The sequence below is a fragment of the Shinella curvata genome, from assembly GCF_022899935.1.
Taxonomy (GTDB): domain Bacteria; phylum Pseudomonadota; class Alphaproteobacteria; order Rhizobiales; family Rhizobiaceae; genus Shinella; species Shinella curvata.
Genome location: NZ_JALJCJ010000004.1, coordinates 653077 through 668972, shown reverse-complemented (window position 1 = coordinate 668972; position 15896 = coordinate 653077). Strand labels below are relative to the sequence as shown.

13 protein-coding genes are annotated in these 15896 nt (G+C 62.3%); 4 read left to right on the top strand and 9 right to left on the bottom strand.

Annotated elements, in window-relative coordinates; all coding sequences use genetic code 11:
* Positions 1-107 precede the first annotated feature (107 nt).
* From MUU55_RS18070 to MUU55_RS18030, 9 genes are all read right to left on the bottom strand, one after another.
* The gene (locus MUU55_RS18070) at positions 108-917 is read right to left on the bottom strand and encodes an ABC transporter ATP-binding protein (protein WP_244762136.1); all 810 of its coding nucleotides are present in this window, start codon (positions 915-917) and stop codon (positions 108-110) included.
* Positions 914-1957 carry a FecCD family ABC transporter permease gene (locus tag MUU55_RS18065; protein ID WP_244762135.1) on the bottom strand — a complete coding sequence of 348 codons (1044 nt, stop codon included), beginning with the start codon at positions 1955-1957 and terminating at the stop codon, positions 914-916. Before MUU55_RS18065 ends, MUU55_RS18070 begins: the two co-directional genes overlap by 4 nt.
* Positions 1954-2937: a FecCD family ABC transporter permease gene (locus MUU55_RS18060; protein WP_244762134.1), complete on the bottom strand. Its 984-nt coding sequence runs from the start codon at positions 2935-2937 to the stop codon at positions 1954-1956. The genes MUU55_RS18065 and MUU55_RS18060 overlap by 4 nt, the downstream gene beginning before the upstream one ends.
* A gap of 50 nt (positions 2938-2987) precedes the next feature.
* Positions 2988-3701, bottom strand: coding sequence for a siderophore-interacting protein (locus MUU55_RS18055; RefSeq protein ID WP_244762133.1), 714 nt, complete (start codon positions 3699-3701; stop codon positions 2988-2990).
* A gap of 1 nt (position 3702) precedes the next feature.
* Positions 3703-4665 carry an ABC transporter substrate-binding protein gene (locus MUU55_RS18050; RefSeq protein WP_244762132.1) on the bottom strand — a complete coding sequence of 321 codons (963 nt, stop codon included), beginning with the start codon at positions 4663-4665 and terminating at the stop codon, positions 3703-3705.
* A gap of 81 nt (positions 4666-4746) precedes the next feature.
* Positions 4747-7185, bottom strand: coding sequence for a TonB-dependent siderophore receptor (locus MUU55_RS18045; protein WP_244762131.1), 2439 nt, complete (start codon positions 7183-7185; stop codon positions 4747-4749).
* 146 nt (positions 7186-7331) lie between these two features.
* On the bottom strand, positions 7332-8294 hold the full coding sequence (locus MUU55_RS18040) for a FecR family protein (protein WP_244762130.1): 963 nt from the start codon (positions 8292-8294) through the stop codon (positions 7332-7334).
* Positions 8295-8370: 76 nt separating this feature from the next.
* A complete protein-coding gene (locus MUU55_RS18035; RefSeq protein WP_244762129.1) occupies positions 8371-8886 on the bottom strand; it encodes a sigma-70 family RNA polymerase sigma factor in 516 nt (171 codons plus the stop codon).
* Positions 8887-9188: 302 nt separating this feature from the next.
* A complete protein-coding gene (locus MUU55_RS18030; RefSeq protein ID WP_244762128.1) occupies positions 9189-12164 on the bottom strand; it encodes an NAD(P)-dependent oxidoreductase in 2976 nt (991 codons plus the stop codon).
* Between the two features lie 286 nt (positions 12165-12450).
* Between MUU55_RS18030 and MUU55_RS18025 the strand changes: the two genes are divergently transcribed.
* From MUU55_RS18025 to MUU55_RS18010, 4 genes are all read left to right on the top strand, one after another.
* Positions 12451-13215 (top strand): SDR family NAD(P)-dependent oxidoreductase, encoded by a 765-nt coding sequence (locus MUU55_RS18025; protein ID WP_244762127.1) that lies wholly within the window; start codon positions 12451-12453, stop codon positions 13213-13215.
* A 15-nt stretch (positions 13216-13230) separates the two neighbouring features.
* Positions 13231-13923: a FadR/GntR family transcriptional regulator gene (locus MUU55_RS18020; protein ID WP_244762126.1), complete on the top strand. Its 693-nt coding sequence runs from the start codon at positions 13231-13233 to the stop codon at positions 13921-13923.
* 146 nt (positions 13924-14069) lie between these two features.
* The gene (locus MUU55_RS18015; protein ID WP_244762125.1) at positions 14070-14876 is read left to right on the top strand and encodes an SDR family NAD(P)-dependent oxidoreductase; all 807 of its coding nucleotides are present in this window, start codon (positions 14070-14072) and stop codon (positions 14874-14876) included.
* Positions 14877-14907: 31 nt separating this feature from the next.
* Positions 14908-15864 carry an ABC transporter substrate-binding protein gene (locus MUU55_RS18010; RefSeq protein WP_244762124.1) on the top strand — a complete coding sequence of 319 codons (957 nt, stop codon included), beginning with the start codon at positions 14908-14910 and terminating at the stop codon, positions 15862-15864.
* The last annotated feature ends 32 nt before the right edge of the window (positions 15865-15896 follow it).

The window sequence follows — 15896 nt, the reverse complement described above, 5'->3', positions numbered from 1 at the left end:
AGGCAGTCGCACCGAGAAGGGCGGCATTCTATTTTGGAACATTGTGGAGGCAAAATCAGTATCTTGTGAGGGCGGCCAGTCACCTACATTCGTGCGGTCATTTTTCTCTATGGCTCAGCGTGGGCATTTTTCGCCGGCACAACCATCGGAAGGCCGGTGACCGGATCGTCGATGACGACGCAGGTGATATCGAAGATGGCTTTGACCATCTCCTGCGTAACGACATCTCCGGGATGACCTTCCGCGATGACTTTCCCATCTTTCATAGCCACGAGATGCGAGGCGTAGCGGGCGGCCTGGTTGAGGTCGTGCAGCACGGCGACGATCGTCCGCCCCTGCCGGTTCAGCCTTTCGAGCAGATCCATGAGGTCGATCTGATGGGCGATATCGAGGAAAGTCGTTGGCTCATCGAGGAGCAGGATCGGTGTTTCCTGCGCCAGCGCCATCGCGACCCAGGCACGTTGGCGCTGGCCGCCTGAAAGCGTATCCACCGGTCGGTCGGAAAAGTCGGCGATGTTCGTCGCTGCGATGGCGGAACGCACGGCTTCCTCGTCCGCCGCCGACCACTGCCGCAGAAACGATTGATGCGGGTAGCGGCCACGGACCACGAGCTCCGCCACGGAAATCCCCTCGGGTGCGGTGGAGGTCTGCGGCAAAAGCCCGAGGCGGCGGGCGACATCACGCGTTTTCAGGCGGTTGATATCCTGCCCGTTAAGCACGACTTGCCCTTCGTTCGGAACGAGCAGCCTTGCCATGGCGCGCAGCAGGGTCGACTTGCCGCAGGCATTGGGCCCGACGACGACCGTGAAGGAGCCCGGGGGTATGGCAAGCGTGAGGTCCCGGCAGGTCACGATGTGACCGCCGTAGCCCAGCGTCACCGATTGTGCTTCGAGCTGCGATTGCTGATTGTCCGTCATCGCCGACCTTCGCGGATAAGAAGCCACAGGAGATAAAGGCCGCCGACGCTGATCGTCATGATACCGACGGGGAGCTGGCGCCCGAAGGCATGTTGGGCCGCCGCGTCGGCCAGGACCAGCAGGACCGCGCCGGTAAGGGCGGGGGTGAAAAGCCCGACGCTCGAAGCACCGACGAGACGCCGCGCGATCTGCGGGGCACAGAGCGCAATGAAGGAGATCGGCCCGGCCGTTGCGGTGGCGAGCGCCGTCAGCGCAACGCCGAGCAGCATCAGCAGGCCGCGCGTGCGGCGCACGGTGACGCCGGAGGCAAGGGCTGCGTCATCCCCCAGCTCCATCTGGCGCAGCGGGCGAGCGAGGGCAGCGACGGGAAGGCAAAGCAGGCAAAACAGGGCGGTGGCGGGGCGGAGCTGCTCGAAGCCCAGTCCGTTCAGCGATCCGGCGGCCCAGAATGCCGCGCCCATCGCCATTTCCAGATCCGCCTTCTGGATCAGCCAGGCATTGAAGGCCGAAAGCATGGCGGATGTGCCGATCCCCACGACGATCAGACGGAAGCCTTGCTGGCCGGTCGTGCCGGCAAGCAGATAGACCAACAGCGCCGTGACGATACCGCCGCCGAGCGCGCCGAACGCCGTCGCATAATATCCGCCTGAAAACAGCAGCAGCACCACCAGCGCGCCCGTATGCGAACCCGCGGCGAAGCCGATGATGTCGGGCGAGCCCAGAGGATTGCGTGTCAACGATTGAAAGATTGCGCCGCCAAGGCCGAGGGCGGCGCCGAGGAGCATCGCGAGCAGCATGCGGGGCAAACGCCATTCGAGAATGATCATCCTGGTCTTGCCGGTCGCCTGCCCGGACAGCGCGTTGAAGACATCCGTCATGCCGGTGTCGAAGCGTCCCGCCGTCAACGAAAGAAATGCGAGTACGAGAAGCAGCGCTGCGAGTGCAAGGCACACGGCCAGCGTCCGCGTCCGTATACGGAAGGAGACCTGCCGGCCGGCATCGCGGCCGTGCCGCGGGACGCGATGGATCAGCGCTTTCAAAGGGTCTTCGTCCTTGCGCTGCGTGCCAGCATGATGAGAACCGGTGCGCCGAGAAACGCCACAACGATGCCGGCATCGAGTTCGTCCGGATAGATGATGAGCCTGCCGGCAATATCGGCAGCCAGGAGAAGATTGACCGAACAGAGCATCGTCAGCGGAATGATCCGCCGTTGATCCGATCCGGCGATCCAGCGAGCGGCATAGGGCATCATCAGGCCGATGAAGCTGATCGGGCCGGTTGCGGCGGTTGCAGCACCGGCCAGCAGCGTCACCGAGAGGATAACGGTGATGCGCAGGCTGGACAGGTTCAATCCGAGCGCCCGCGCCGTGTCGTCGCCCAGTGCCGCGGCGTTCAGCGCGGGCGCGGCGATCAAGGCAAGCAGCAGGCCGGCCATGATGAACGGCGCTACAGTCGCGGCGACGGCGAGGTTGCGTCCGGCGACCGTGCCCACCTGCCAGTGACGCAGGCTGTCGAAGGCCTGGGGATCGAGCAGCGTCACGGATGAGCCGATACCACCGAGAACGGCCGAAATCGCCACGCCGGACAGAAGCAGCCTCACGGGCGTCGCGCCGCCGGCGCTGGCGCCGATCGTGTAGACGAGCAGGCCGGCCATGGCGGCACCGGCAAGCGCGAACCAGACATAGGCGGTGATCGAGGCGAAGGAAAACACGCCGACGGCCAGAATGACGGCAAAGGCCGCGCCGGCATTGACGCCGAGAATGCCGGGATCGGCCAGAGGGTTTCGCGTGGAGGCCTGGATCAGCGCGCCGGCCGTACCGAAGGCCGCCCCGCAGAGAAGACACAGAATGGTTCTGGGCAAGCGGTACTGACGCACGACGATGTGGTCCGTCATGCCGGGATCGTAGTGCAGGAAGGCATCGCGCACCGCAGAGAGCGCAATGGGCCGCGCGCCCAGCATCAAGCTGGTGATGGAAAGAGCAACAAGCATAAGGCCGAGCATGGCAAGGGCCAGCGGCATGGAACGCGTCCGCGCCCGCGCGATCGGTCTGCCTGGCATCAGCTGATCGCTCACGAGCGCGCCTGCCCGTGAATCCAGTAGCCGACGGTGGTCAGCTGCTCGCGCGGCAGCCCGAGCGTGTCGCGAAAATGCTTCCGGCAGGCGGCGATCTCACTGGCTTCACCGGCAATCCAGACATAGCCGGGGCCATCCGGAAGGGTGATCGCGCGTGCGATGTCCGAGAGCCGGCTTGGGCGCTCGCCGTGATGCATGCTCTCATGCCAGTGGACGGTGCAGTCGGCGGTGGCGAAATCCTGGCGGTCGTCAGCGGTCATGATCTCGACATGGGCGATGACCGGGAGATTCGCCGGCCGCTCCTCGATGATCCGGCCGACGGCCGGGAGCCCCGTTGCGTCGGCAATCAGCAGGATCCATGTGCTGTCTGCCGGTGGAACGTAGCGGAAGCGTGGCTTTAAGATGCCCAGCCTGTCACCCGGCCGGGCAGCGCGCGCCCAGGTGGCGGCGATGCCGCCTTCATGCGACACGAAATCGATCGTCATCTCGCCAAGCGCACCGTCCCAGCGCCGGATGGTATAGTACCGCCCGGGTGCGTCGGCGAATGGCACGTCTCCATCGGGAAAGCTCAGCCAGATGAACTCGTCCAGCCCGCCGCAGCTCGCAAATTCGCGCAGTCCATCGCCCCCGATGACAACCCGAATCATCGATGGCGTCATCACCGCACTTGAGAGCACGGTCGCGGCGTGAAAATCCCTTTCCTCAACCATGTTAGCGCCCCTTCGCGGCCGCGGCGGCAATGCGGCCGACGAAATTTGGGAACGCATAGGGAATGGACAGGACGCTGACGGCGGAGGTTGCCCAGACGGAAACCGGATCGTCGAGCGGAACGTAGGCGCCACGGCGCATCGGGCCGAAAGCCTGAAGCAGCGGCTGGCTTTCCGCATCGGCGCGGGCGCCCGGCCCGTACCAGACGATCAGGACGTCGGCATCGAGACGGTCGAGGTCTTCCAGGCTGACGCCGGTTCCATTGACATCGGGTTCGGCCGCCATCAGGGCTTCGATACCGGGGGCGAGGCGAAGGCCCATGCCCAGAAGCTCGCGCACCCGTGGGTCGCTTGCGAAATAGACCCCGAGCGATCCTTCGCCCGGAAAGTAGCTGCCGAAAATGAAGGTCTCGCCCTTGAGATCCGGATGCGCGTCGGCAAGGCTTTGCAGTTGCCGCTCCGCCGCGGCGACGAGGTCGCGCGCCTTGTGCTCTTCGCCGAGTGCCAGCCCCGTCAGCGCCATCTGCTCTCGCCAGTCGGCTCGCCAGGGCGCCGAGCGATAGGCGACGGTCGGCGCGATGCTCGACAGGCGTTGCCATTCGACCTCGTTGATCCCGGTCTTGATCGCCAGGATCAGGTCCGGCTCGAGGGCTGCGATCGCCTCATAGTCGAGTTCGCCGGATTGGAGCAGCGTTGGCATCGGCGTTCGCAGATAGGGCTCGTTCCACGGGAGAATGCCGCTATCGAACAGGCCGTAGCGATCCATGCCGACCGGAATGCGCCCGAGCGCGATCACTGCATCTTCGCCGTTCCAGCCGAGTGTCACGATGCGCTGTGGCTCCGCCGCGATGCGGGTTGTGCCTAGTGCGTGGCGGATTTCGACGGGAAAACGGTCAGGCGCGGCGGCGAAAGCGACCGTTGCACGGCTTGTGGCAAGCAGTCCCGTGACGCCGATGAGCGCGCCCATGAATTGCCGTCTGTTTGCGAAATCTGATGTCGTCATGAATGCAAAAGCCGGCTGGCATCGTCGCGCCAGCCGGCTCCTTTCTCAGAACTTGTAGCTCAGCGAGAACGAGGCATTGAGTGGCTCGCCGTAGAAATTGCTGTAGACGTTGGTGCTCGAATAGTACTTCTTGTCGAAGAGGTTGCGGATGTTCAGTACCGCGGACGTCTTCTCGTTGAAGTCGTATTTCGCCATCAGATCGACGATGAAGAACTTCTCCTGCACCGAATAGACCGGCTTGGCGAAGGTGCCGCGCGCCACGAAGCTGCTTTCGCTTTCGAAGCGCACGCCGCCACCGATCGTCAGCTTTTCCCAATCTCCCGGCAGGCGGTAAGTGGTGAAGAGCTTCGCGGTGTGCCGCGGCAGGCCGACATTGAGATCGAAGCCATCGGGCATCTGCGGGCTGACATAGGCGTAGCTCGCCTGCACCTGCCAGTCCGGCAGGATCTCGCCCGAAAGATCGAATTCGATGCCGCGGATGCGTGCACCATCGGCGGCGACATAGGCGTTGTCACCGTTCGGAGCCATCTTGTCGCCGTCGAGGACGGCATAGTTGTTCTGCTTGCTCTGGAACAGCGAAACGCCGGCATTCAGGCGATCGTCGAAGAACGATCCTTTCAGGCCAACCTCATAGGTATTGCCGGTCAGCGGATCGAGCACCATGCCATCGACGGTCTGGTTCTGCTGTGGCTGGAAAATGCTGGTATAGCTCGCATAGACCGAAAGATTGTCCGTCAGGTCGTAGACGAGACCGGCATAGGGAATGATCTTGCCCTTTTCCGACATGTTGTCGGGATAAGGACCCCATTCGATATAGTCATACGAGGCTTTCTGGTCGAACCAGGTGACACGCGAGCCGAGAATGACGGAGAGATCGTCCGTCGGCTTCAGGCGTGTCGCGCCATAGAGGGAGGCTTGCCGCTCAAGGAAACGGCGCTTGCCGGTCGAGACCCAATCGGGTTCCGGCATGTTGCCATCCCAGTTGAAGACGTCAGGCACCGTCGGATCGTAACCGGGCACGAACCAGAGCGGATACATCGTGTAATCGGCCCGCGTGCGTGAAGCATTAAGCCCCAGAACGAGATCGTGTTCGCGGCCCATCAATTCGAAGGGGCCGGAAATGTTGGCGTCCACGGCAAGCTGTGTTTTGGGAATGGGCCATTTGGCAAGCCAGAGCGATGCGCCCTTGCCGGTCACGGGGTCGGCCAAGCCGTTGTCGGAGAACCAGCCGTAGGTCCGGTCATTGTTGTCGGAGCTCCGCGAAACGGTGACCGATCCCTTCCAGTCGTTTTCGAATTCGTGATCAAGCGTCGCCGAAAGATTGGTGCGCGTGCGTGTCTGGCGGCTCCAGTTGGTCGCGGAGTTGAACGAAACCGGGAAGTCCGTGTGAGAGCCATCCGCAAAGACGCCGGGGAAACCGAAATAGGAGCAGGCGGTGCAATGCTTGCGCTGATACTCGCCGCTCAGCGTCAGCATCGTGCTGTCAGCAAGATCCATTTCCACGACGCCATAAAGCAGCCGTGAATCTTCTTCCAGACGATCGATATAGGACTGGCCATCCTGCCAGGCGCCGACCATGCGGGCGCGGACGCTGCCGTCGGCATTGACCGGCCCGCCGACGTCGAACTCCGTGCGCTTCATGCTCCACGAGCCGACGGTGCCGTTGACCTCCGCCTGGAACGCGTCCGTCGGCTTCTTGCGGTAGAGATTGACGGAGGCCGCCGGATTGCCCGTACCACTCATCAGGCCGGTCGAGCCCCGTACGATCTCGATGCGGTCATAAAGCGCCGTGTCGAGGCTCAGCGCCTTGAAATCCTTATGCATGTTGACGCCATCAACCTGCATGTTGGTGATTTCCATGCTGCGCGCGAAGAGGCCCTTTTCATTGTCGTCGGCCGTCGCCTTCTTCTTGAAGATGACGCCGGGCGCATTGACCATGGCGTCCTCCACCGAGGTGATGCGCTGGTCTGTCAGCCGCTGGCGCGAGACGACGGCGACAGCCTGCGGGGTCTCGCGGATGGAAAGCGCAAGACCCGTCGCCGTCGCCATCGATTTCGTGGTGTAGGAACCGGTGTTCTCCGTCATGGCGCCGTCACCCGCGATCACGATGGTTTCGAGAGCGGTGGCGCCCGTGGCACCGCCGGCGTCCGTATTGGCCTGGCGCGGATCGAAGACGGTCACGGCATTGTCGCCGGTGAAGCTGTAGGAGAGGCCGCTGCCGGAGAGGATCTGCTCAAGTGCACCGGGGCGCGTGTAGGGCCCGATGGCGGCGCTGGATGTCTTGCCTTCGGTCAACGTGGCCGGATAGGCGATCTTCAGACCGCTGACGCGCGCGAAACTGACAAGCGCACTGCTCAGCGGCTGCGACGGAATATTGTAGGTTCCCGGCTGGAGCCGGCCCGTCGTGGCCTGTTGTGCCCATGCCTCATGGCCAGGCACCGTGTGAACCGAAGCGGCAAGCGCGACGAGTGCCGTTGCCAGCAACCTATTTTTTCCCGAAATTCTCAACTTTGAACCCCTTGACGCAAATCGACGGCAGACCCCCTGTCTGGTCCGTCATGGGGTAAGACCGGAAAGATGAGAAAAAACCTCAAGCTTCGCGGAAGGGAAAATTAACATTTTCGTTAAGTCTATGAAATAATTGTCAAATACTTTGAGACATGGCGAACCTTGATCGGCAGACCGCCTTGCAGCACATCCAGCGAGCCGTTGGCGTCGCGCAGATCGAGAACGGCATCGACCCGGAGCTTCTTGAGTTGTCCGTCCATGATGACGATGACGCCGCGGTGCCAGGCGCTCAGCGCCGACACAACCTCCTCCAGCGACCGGCCTTCGGCGACATATTGGCCGTCACGCCATCCGGTTACTGCGGACACGTCCGTTTTGACGGCCGCCCCGATCCGCCCCTGACGGTCGATACGGGCGACTTCCCCTTCGCCGACATCCAGCATATCGCCGGAGACAGTCCTGATCCGCACGCTATGCTCGGTCACGGCGAGCTCCGCGCGTGCCTCCGGCAGGTCGCGCACGATATCGAAGGCGGTGCCCATGGCCCGGAAGGAGAGTTCGTCCACCATGACTTCGAACGGACGCGCCGGATTGGCCGCGACCTCGAAATACGCCTGGCCTGCCCTGAGATGAACCCGCCGTATGCTGTCGGAGAAATCGACGTCGAGCGCCGAGCGGGCGTTGAGCGAGACGCGTGATCCGTCCGGCAGGTCGATGACCTCAAGGCTGGCCGTATCGGTGGCAAAGTCCGCCGACAGGCGATCCAGCAGACCGGAGGACCAGAGCGCGCCACCGGCAACGCCGCTGGCGCCGAGACACAGGAACAACGAGAGCGCGCCGCGGCGCGTCAGGCCCTGCTTCGGTGCGGCCAGCACGCGCCCGCTCCTGCGGTCGAAATGCAGGTTGCCCATGGCCGCCCAGAGCCGCTCAGCCTCGTCGGCCGCCTCCGCATGCCGGGCGTTTTCGGTGCGCCAAGCCGCATAGGCGGCGGCATCTTCGGGCGTCGCGGCGCCCGAATTCAGGCGAACGATCCAATGCAGCGCCTCTTCAACCGGATCAGCTTGCGTATCGGCAAGGTCATTCATCGATATATCCAGGTTCGTTAGCCCCTCTGCCGGGTAAGACGGGTCAAATCGCATAAATCCACAATAGGCTCGCACATTACAGGTCCCCATCGGCCAGCAGGAGGGATCGGCAATGCAGCAGGGCGCGGACGATATGTTTTTCGACCATGCTGGTGGATATGCCGAGATACGCGGCGATCTCCAGATGGGTGTATCCCTGCAGCTTGTTCATCACGAAGGCCTGCCGGCAGGGTGGCGGCAGGGCGTTGAGATAGACGGCGAGCTTGGCCAATTCGCGCTGCATTTCCATGCGCGCGGCGCCGTCATCGGCAAGATGAGCCTCGTCGAGGCTGTCTAGGTCCACGCGGCGCTGCCATTCACGTCTCTGGCGATCGGTAAAATCAATCGCGGCATGGCGGGTCGCGGTAAAAAGATAGCTTTTCGGATGGTCGATCGGCGTGGTCGACCGTCGCGCAACGAGCTTCAGATAGGCGTCTTGAACGACTTCCTCGCCGCTGTCGCGATTGCCGACAAGCCGTGTGGCGAACCGGACCGCCTCGCGATGATAGAGCTTGAACAGCTGATAGAGCAATGCGTTGCGGTTGATCGCCATCGTTTCCGGCAGTTCATTCCGTGGTTGCCGCGCTTGAAATTCCCGCCGCGGACACAGCCGCGCCAGTCATAACCGCTGGAAGGATAAAAACAAGATAAAATAAGTCAACTTATATGGCGACACCGAGACTTGGCGAACAATCTCGCGGCAGGCGGACGAATAACGCGCCTGCCGGCGGCACTCGGCTCTTGATGAGATTCAAAATGCCGATCTGAGGCTTGATTTCCAACTCACTGATACATCTGGCTTTTCGGGAAAGGAGCGCTCGACCAGACTTGTCGTCGATCGAGCACTCCGTTTCGTTAGTCACCCGCGGATGGAGCAACCAGGCCGGCCTTCGTGAACAATTCGCGCTGCTTCAAAACGCTCTGCGTGAGCAGTTCGCGGTAACGGTCGGCAATGCGTTCCAGATGCGCCTCATCTGAAACGGCGTCCAGAGCGCCCAAGATCGACGCGATCGTTTCGCTTGCTTGACGCAACGTCGCGAGATGTTCGGCATTCCCGGCCAGCCGCGCGATATCAGCTCGCGTGACCCGACCGATACCGAGGGGGCTGCGCGCACCCTTCGAGACATATCCTTCCGGCAGGTCGCCCTTCAGGTTCGTCACAACGCGGTTGCGGATGGCATCGAGCAGTTGATCAACCGCCTGCTTGGCACCGGAAACCCGGGTCGGGTGGTCCGTATCCGCGGCGGCATGCGGCAAAAGCTCAAGCTTGCTGCCATGGTCCGTCAGCAACGACAGATAAGGCTTCATCGGCCCTGTCACGCCGTCTGCCGTCACGAAGATATCGGCATCGATGGCCGCGTGACGAACCTTGCCGGAGGAAAGGGCTGTCCCAAGAGCATCGACGTCAATCAGTTCGCCGCGATCGTAGTTGAGCAGGACCGCGCGGTCGTTCAGCGCCGAGAGCACGGCGCCGCCGACCAGACCGGCGTTCGAAAAAATGCCGGTAGCCGGGTCTTGTCGTCCCAGACCCAGATGCACGGAAAGTACGTCCGCACCGCTGGCCGCCGCGACGGGCGTCTCGGCATAGTCATACCCTTCCGACAGAATGTTGTCGCGATGAGCCGGGCGGGCGTAGATCACGACATTCATGTGGAAGCCCTTGGCGATACGCGCGAGTTCGCGGCCGATATTGCCATAGCCCAGGATTGCGATCCGTTTCCCCTCAAGCTTTTCCGTTGGATATTCCGCGAGGTTCTTGCCCGTGTCGAAGTCTCCCGTCGCCACGCGGGCGTGGAGCACGTCGACGGGCAGGTCCGGCATTACCTTCAGCAATGCCTTGAATGCCATCTGCGCGGTCGCACGGCTGTTGATGCCGGGGGTGTTCATCAGCGGCGCTTCACCGCCCTCGCCGTTCGCGCCGCCCCAGGAGGCCGAGCCCATATTGCCGGTTCCGGTGCCTATGCGCACGCCGCCGAGGCGGAACTTCGCGCCGGCGGGAATGAAGGTGGCGGCGGCAATCACAGCATCATACTGGCCATCGCCCGCTTCGCTCAGAAGTTCATCGGCCGTGCTGAGCTGCGGCTGATAGAAGAAGTGGACTTTTCCGTCATCCGCGGCGTTCGCCGCCTTGATGGAACCTTCGTGGAAGACGCCACCCTTCTCGCCGATATAGGCTATGAGCTCGCTGTGATCGAGGCGACCGTCCGACCCGAAACGCAGGCCGATAGCATCGGCGATCAGCACATTGACCGTGCCCTCGCGAACGCGGTCAGAAGCAGAATCGCCCGCCTTGGCATAGTCGATCTTGCTGCCACGGCGCTCCAGCTCTTCTTCCAGCACGACGATCTTGGCGCGAAGATAGGCGTATTTCAGGTTCTCCAGCAGCGCGGTGATATCGGAGGGCTCGCGGATACCGCCGACCCAGGCCCGGTAATCGCCCGGGGTGCCCGGAAATGCATTGACGTAGCGCGCCGCATCGAGACCCTTTTCATGATCACCGTTCGGATGGGTAATACCTTCGTAGCCAAGGAGCTGCTTGGAGCGGGCGATGATGCGGGCGTGCAGATCCGAGGTCGACACCGCACCGTCATTGACCTTCAGCAGCGTCACGGCCGCGCCACGACGCGCCTCTTCCGCGACGACAAGGCTGAACAGCGGGTTGTGGCTGACCCATTCGTTGACGATTTCCCGGTTGGCGGCCGATCGCTTGTTGAGCTCGATGACCGATCCGACACGCCGCTCGGTCTGCATGAGGCCGAAGGTCGTCTCTGCGAAGGCGAGCGCGCTGTAGGTGTTGATGACACCGCCGAGCATCCGGTCTTCTTGCGCGTCATAAAACGGACCGGCATCGACGGAACGCTTGCTGCTGAGCGGCTGCTTGGGATCAAGCGGCGGGGCGATCTTCAACTGGCGTGGAATGGCCCAGGACGGATTGCTCTGGTTGCGCTCGATGAGGGCCAGTGCCGACGGCGTGAAGGAGGCGACGAAATAGCCGGAAACGCCACCGATCGCCTTCTGGAACGGCATGAAGAGGCAGCATTTGGCCATGACGGCGCGGACGGTTTCCGGCGTCCACGGCATTGCGCCCAGCATGGAGGTAGCATCGAAGACCGCGTGCCGGTTTTCGGGATCGCCATCCAGCCAGGTCAGAAGCTCCTGGATTTCCTCGTTGGTGTAGGAGTTGGCGCCGGTCGTCTCATGGCCGACGCCGACGAAGACGGAAATGCCGAGATCGGCCAACGTGCGGGCCGAGGGAATTGCCCCTTCCTTTTCGGCAAAATGGATGCGGCTTTCGTCGCCCTTCTCCGCAAAGCGATGCATTTCGATAAGCTGTGTCGCCCAGGACTGGCGGAAGAAGCCCGAGGCTCCCGCATCCATGCCCTCCGGCCGCGGCGTGTCGACATAGACGCGCTGGTCTGCTTCGTTGGCGTTCAGGAGATGCTGGACGCAGACCGTGTAACCGCTATGGCCGCCGCCGAGGCCGACCGCGATGCGGTTGGCTTTCGGGAACTCGAAATAGCGATGGATCGCCCGCATCATATCCAGCAGAATCTTATCCGCCGGATAGCCACGGTGCATGCTGCGCGACAGTTCCGCCGTGGTGAAAGCACCGATATCTTTCCCGGTGTCGTCGAACTTGCGGTAGTTGGCCTCGATCCAGCGATCGAACTCGTAGCGGCGCAGGCGGCTGTCGGCTTCGTCCAGGGTCGCGTCGGTGATAGGTCCTACGCCGAAAAAGGGATTGGAAGGAATAGACGGAGCGCCGCTTTGCGTGAGGGCAAGTGCGGCGCGGCGTTCTGCATGCAAGTCGTCATCCGAGATCGAGACCATAAAGCCATTTCCTCCAAGTTGCCCGGCGCGGCAGCGTGCCGGCCCGTATGCGCGCAATGTTCGGGAAAATTGCGCGCCACGCTTCCCAGATTCGAGACCTCCACTCACCCGATTACGACATGCCGCAGATTCAATCGGTTTGCATCCAAAGGGAGAAACCATCCGATATCAGTCGCGAGACTGGTCCTCTAAACTGTGATCGACTGCCCGGAGAACGCGGATCGCAGCGGCTACCGGGACGACGGTCGGCTGGACAGGCGTCTTCAATTGGTCTATTTCTTAGACCATGAAACGTCTTTCTAAAAAGTCCGTGCTCATTACCGGCGGCGCGAAGGGCGCGGGCGCGGCCAGCGTCAAGCTGTTTGCAGAGGAAGGCGCCTGCGTGATGATCGCGGACCGCGACGCGGAGGCCGCCCGGCACCTGGCAGAGGCACTTACCGCCCGCGGTCTCGACGTTTCCTTCGTTCATGCCGATGTCTCGCGCCCGGAAGACGCGGAAAAGGCCTATCTTGCCGCGAAGGAGGCCTTCGGCAAGGTTGATGTCCTGTTCAACCACGCCGGCATCATCATCGTGAAACCGTTCCTCGAATGCACACTGGAGGAATGGGACGAGCTGATGGACAATAATGCCAAATCGGCATTCCTGATGTCGCGGCTTGTGCTTCCGGAGATGCTGGAGCGTGGCAAGGGTGTGCTGATCTTCACCTCGACGACCGGTGTGCGGGCAGCGACCCATCTCGAGGCGCTCTATTGCGCCTCGAAATCCGCCATGCATCAACTTGCCCGTGCCCTGGCAGTCGAGTATCGAGATCAGGGCATCAGGTCCAATCTGATCTGCCCGAGCTTTGTCCGCACCCAGCACGGTGAACATGAGATTGAACAGCTGCGCAGCTACGGGGTTTTTGCGTCGGAAAATGACGTCAACGCCATGCAAGGCCGCATTTGCGAGCCTGAAGAGGTCGCGGAGGTCGCGCTGTTCCTCGCCTCGGAGGCGTCGAGCTTTGTCAATGGTGCGGAAATCTTTGTCGACAACACGTTCACGGCAGTGTGACCCGTGCTCTGGGGCTTGAGACCTGTCGAACCGCAGGCGGCCCACGGACTTGCCGTCGACCTGCTGCGCCGGCAGATCCATGCCGGCCTGCTGCTGCCAGCCGAGCGCCTGCCCGCCGAGCGGCAGCTTTCCGACAAATTCGGCATCAGCCGCGTGACGCTCCGCGAAGCGCTGCGCGTTCTTGAGACCCACCAATATATCACCGTCCGTCGCGGTGCTCAGGGGGGCGCTTTCGTCACCGATGAGGATCGCCTGACACAGCTCGCCCGCCGCCGGATGTCGCGTGCGCCGGCAGCCGCCATGCGCGTGGTGGAATTTCTCACCGTCAACCAGCTCGCAGCCGCCCGCCTCGCCGCCGCACGGCGTGGAACGGCGGATCTCAAGCGCCTGCGTCAAGCGACGGACATGATGCATTCCGCGTTGAATGCGCCGCAACGAAAACAGGCCGAAGCCTTGTTCCTGCTCGCCCTTGGCGATGCCTCGCAGAACCCGTTGCTCGCCCGCGCCATCGAGGACGGCCTTGCCGAACTCTTCCTTCCTTTCGAGGGAAATCTGCCGGACGGTTCTGCTGTCGATGCATTGAAATCCTTTGAAAATCTGCTTCGTGCCCTGGAGCGCGAGGATGCAAGCGCTTCCGAGGTCGCCATGGCCGAGCTGCACGTCTTGCTCTGGGCCGCCATCCGCCGAATGACACGCAACGCCGCCTGACAAAGGCCAGGTGATTGTTTCTGGCGGCATTCGCCAAGTCCGGCAAAAAACCGCAAACTCTAGCCACGCAGATTTTGACGCTTGACAAGCGCCTCTCAATTCATTGGGATAAAGAACATACCAATGATCCATTCGGGAGGAGCGCCATGAACATCGCGTCGAAGGTCGTCGGACGAAAGACAGCAACGGGACGGCTCGAGGGCAGGACGGCAATCATCACCGGCGGCGCCAACGGCATGGGACGCGCGGCAGCCCTTATGTTCGCGGAAGCCGGTGCGCGCGTGGCCATCTTCGACATCCAGACAGCCGCCGGAAAAGAAGCAGCCGCCGAGATCGAAGCAGCCGGCGGGCAGGCACTTTTCCTTGAAACCGACGTGACGGACACGGTAGCCGTGCGTGCTTCCGTCGCCGCCGTTGTCAGCAAATGGGGGCGCGTCGATACCCTGTTCAGCCATGCCGGCACGATCATCGTGAAGCCGCTCCACGAAAGCACCGATGCGGATTACGACCGGCTGATGGACATCAATGTTCGCTCCGCCTTCGTGGTCTGCCGGGAGGTGGTCTCGCATATGCTTGAGAATGATGGCGGCTCGATCGTCATCACATCCTCGATCGGCGGGGAGAAGGGCTTTTCGCTCGAGAGCCTGTACTGCATGACCAAAGGCGCAGTTCTCCAGCTCGCCCGCTCCATCGCCATCGAATATCGCGATCGCGGCATCCGCGCCAACGCGGTCTGCCCCGGCTTCGTCAAGACGGCCCACGGCCTGCGCGAGATCGTCGAACTGGACGGGCTCGGCCAGAACTGGAACGAAGCCGACCTTCATTCGGTGCAGGGTCGACTTTGCGAGCCGGAAGAAGTGGCGGCCGCCGCGCTGTGGCTCGCCTCCGACGACGCCAGCTTCGTCAACGGGCAGGCGCTCTATGTCGATAACGGTTGGTACGCCAAGGGTTGAACTTCACCATAAACAAAAAGGGGTCCTAGAAATGAAACGCCTGATAACATCCGCCCTGCTTGCAGCGAGCCTGGGAGCGGCGGCACCGGCTGCCGCCTTTGAGGCGGAATCCACCGAGACCATCAAGCTGATGGTAGCAGATTGGTCGTCGATGCTGATCGACACCGAAATCCTCAACATCATTCTTTCCACATACGGCTACAGCGTCGAAACGGTGGTCGCCGACGATAGCGCGCGTTATCCCGGCTTCGAGAACGGCGACCTGACGATCGCCCTGGAAACCTGGCAAACGACGCAAAACAAGCCCTTCACCGCCTCCCTCGCGACCGGCAAGGTTCTCGATATGGGTGAGCTCGGCCCCCATGCGAAGGAAGAGTGGTGGTATCCCGCCTATATGGCGGAGAAGTGCCCAGGCCTGCCTGACTGGAAGGCGCTTAAGAACTGCGCCGAAGCCTTCTCTTCGCCCGAAACAGCACCGAAGGGTCGTTATCTGGGCGCACCCGTCAGCTGGGGTGGTTTCGACGAGGAGCGTGTGAAGGCGCTCGACCTCCCCTTCGAAGTCGTCCATGCCGGAACCGAAGCCGCAATGTTCGCCGAGCTTCAATCCGCCTACGAACGCAAGGCGCCGATCATTCTGTGGGTCTACCAGCCTCATTGGGTGCCTTCTGTTTTTGAGGGCTCCTTCGTCCAATTCCCCCCCTATGAAGATGCCTGTTATACGGACGCGGCGTGGGGCGAGAACAAGACGGCTACCCATGACTGCGGCAAGCCGGAGGGCTGGATCAAGAAAATGGCCTGGGCCGAGGGCGAGAAGAAATGGCCCTGCGCATACGATATCGTTCGCAAATTCACGATGGATGGCAAGGAACTCGGCGATCTCGTCCACGAGGTCGATGTGAAGGGCCGTCCCGTCAACGATGTTGCCATGGAATGGGCGAAGAACAACGAAGCAAAGTGGCGCTCCTGGGCAGCCTGCGCTGAAAAATAAACGAGATGCAGGGGCCGACTGAACCGGCCCCT

Coding starts and splice junctions, on each gene's coding strand:
- MUU55_RS18070 (WP_244762136.1), bottom strand. CDS start 917: ATGACGGACAATCAGCAATCGCAGCTCGAAGCACAATCGGTGACGCTG.
- MUU55_RS18060 (WP_244762134.1), bottom strand. CDS start 2,937: ATGCCGCTGGCCCTTGCCATGCTCGGCCTTATGCTTGTTGCTCTTTCC.
- MUU55_RS18055 (WP_244762133.1), bottom strand. CDS start 3,701: ATGGTTGAGGAAAGGGATTTTCACGCCGCGACCGTGCTCTCAAGTGCG.
- MUU55_RS18050 (WP_244762132.1), bottom strand. CDS start 4,665: ATGGGCGCGCTCATCGGCGTCACGGGACTGCTTGCCACAAGCCGTGCA.
- MUU55_RS18040 (WP_244762130.1), bottom strand. CDS start 8,294: ATGAATGACCTTGCCGATACGCAAGCTGATCCGGTTGAAGAGGCGCTG.
- MUU55_RS18035 (WP_244762129.1), bottom strand. CDS start 8,886: ATGGCGATCAACCGCAACGCATTGCTCTATCAGCTGTTCAAGCTCTAT.
- MUU55_RS18030 (WP_244762128.1), bottom strand. CDS start 12,164: ATGGTCTCGATCTCGGATGACGACTTGCATGCAGAACGCCGCGCCGCA.
- MUU55_RS18025 (WP_244762127.1), top strand. CDS start 12,451: ATGAAACGTCTTTCTAAAAAGTCCGTGCTCATTACCGGCGGCGCGAAG.
- MUU55_RS18015 (WP_244762125.1), top strand. CDS start 14,070: ATGAACATCGCGTCGAAGGTCGTCGGACGAAAGACAGCAACGGGACGG.
- MUU55_RS18010 (WP_244762124.1), top strand. CDS start 14,908: ATGAAACGCCTGATAACATCCGCCCTGCTTGCAGCGAGCCTGGGAGCG.